The organism is Carboxylicivirga sediminis (assembly GCF_018156225.1).
Classification (GTDB): domain Bacteria; phylum Bacteroidota; class Bacteroidia; order Bacteroidales; family Marinilabiliaceae; genus Carboxylicivirga; species Carboxylicivirga sediminis.
The window spans coordinates 1-1,384 of the sequence record NZ_JAGTAR010000088.1 but is presented as its reverse complement, the minus strand read 5'-3'; the positions used below and the strand labels follow the sequence as shown (position 1 = coordinate 1,384).

The window sequence follows — 1,384 nt, the reverse complement described above, 5'->3', positions numbered from 1 at the left end:
TATCAATCCCCATAGATAGTGATTTCTAACCGGTTGTCGGCAACACCGCGTTCAGACTCTGGTTTTCAACCAGCCAGAACGCTTAGTTATTGGCAGCCGTAATTAATATTTATAGGTTGAAACACTATACCTCTTTTTGTCTTCGTAACCTAGTATTTGATTGATTCTTCCTTCAGAATCATAATAGTATTCTTTTTGTTCTTCAGCAACAGAATCATACCCGTAACCAAATCCATCATATCCTGTTTCTATGATGCGTTCTTTTTTAATTAATTTACCTTTTAGGTCAAAATATTCTGTCCGGTAAGATAGAGTATCACCTGTTAGGTTCATTACAATAATATCTTTCTTTCTTGTAGTCGGATTATAAATCTCTTTTTCTATTCCTGTGTGTTTCTGATTAAGGAAACATTCTATTAGGACTAAATTTGTATTATAAGTATATTCCTTTTTTCTAATATCACCTGAAAGAACTTTAATTGAGTCATTTAACATTAGTGTATTAGGCTTAAAGGCATTTAACTTAATTGTATTCGGATGCTCAATATCAGTCCAGCATTTGCTTTTTATACGTCCATTGTCATTATACTCTATCTCAAGCACCATATCTAATCTAGGAGGTTCGTTCATTATAGAAGTGTATATTCTATACTCCTTAGGATTACTTTGAGAATTGTATTCAATTTTAATTTCACTTTCAAACACTCCCTCTTTTTCCCATCTTACTTTTTCTGGGTCAATCAGTACATATTTTAACTTATACGCTTGATATAAGGAATCTGCCTTCCTTTCAGTTTCTTTATTTTCACCTTTTGATAGTATTTTGAAATAGCGATTCCACATTTCGTCTTTGAGACTGTCATTATATGAGCTAGTATATTTATGTTTGATTATTTTATTTAATAGTCCCTTTTCATACTCAAACATAGTCCTTGTTGGCATTGGGTAATTGTAGCCTTCAAATGTATAAATATGGTTACCTGCATCGTCATATATATATTTCTCAACTAGATTGGTGTCGCCTTGATGACAATAATGCTGATATAAAAAAGCCTCCTTAACATTTTCACCAAAGTTCAATGTGTCGACTCTAGGATATTCCTGTGAAAATATATTCAACGGAACAAGTAATAATATTAATAGTACGTTTTTCATTTTTTGTATGGCTGCTAACGGATGGCGGTATGAAACGTTGGGGATTTCGGAGCTACTTCACTATCAAAGTACAGCGAACTTTGATGCGAGAACCGATGGTCGAATAACCACTTCGCCCCCAATGTTTTATGACCGCGTGTTGCACTAAACCTAAAGGTAGCTAAAGTCCGTTGTCTCAGCTACCTTTATTTGTCTTATAATACTTAGTTATGAAAAAAAAGCTTTACCA

At 33.5% G+C, this 1,384-nt stretch carries 1 protein-coding gene; it reads right to left on the bottom strand.

Annotated features, from left to right (window positions below):
• Window positions 1-102: 102 nt before the first annotated feature.
• The gene (locus tag KDU71_RS22725) at window positions 103-1,155 is read right to left on the bottom strand and encodes a hypothetical protein (protein ID WP_212193425.1); all 1,053 of its coding nucleotides are present in this window, start codon (window positions 1,153-1,155) and stop codon (window positions 103-105) included.
• Window positions 1,156-1,384 lie beyond the last annotated feature (229 nt).

What these genes read in the sequence shown, in the direction of transcription:
- KDU71_RS22725 (WP_212193425.1), bottom strand. Translation starts at nt 1,155, where the DNA reads ATGAAAAACGTACTATTAATATTATTACTTGTTCCGTTGAATATATTT.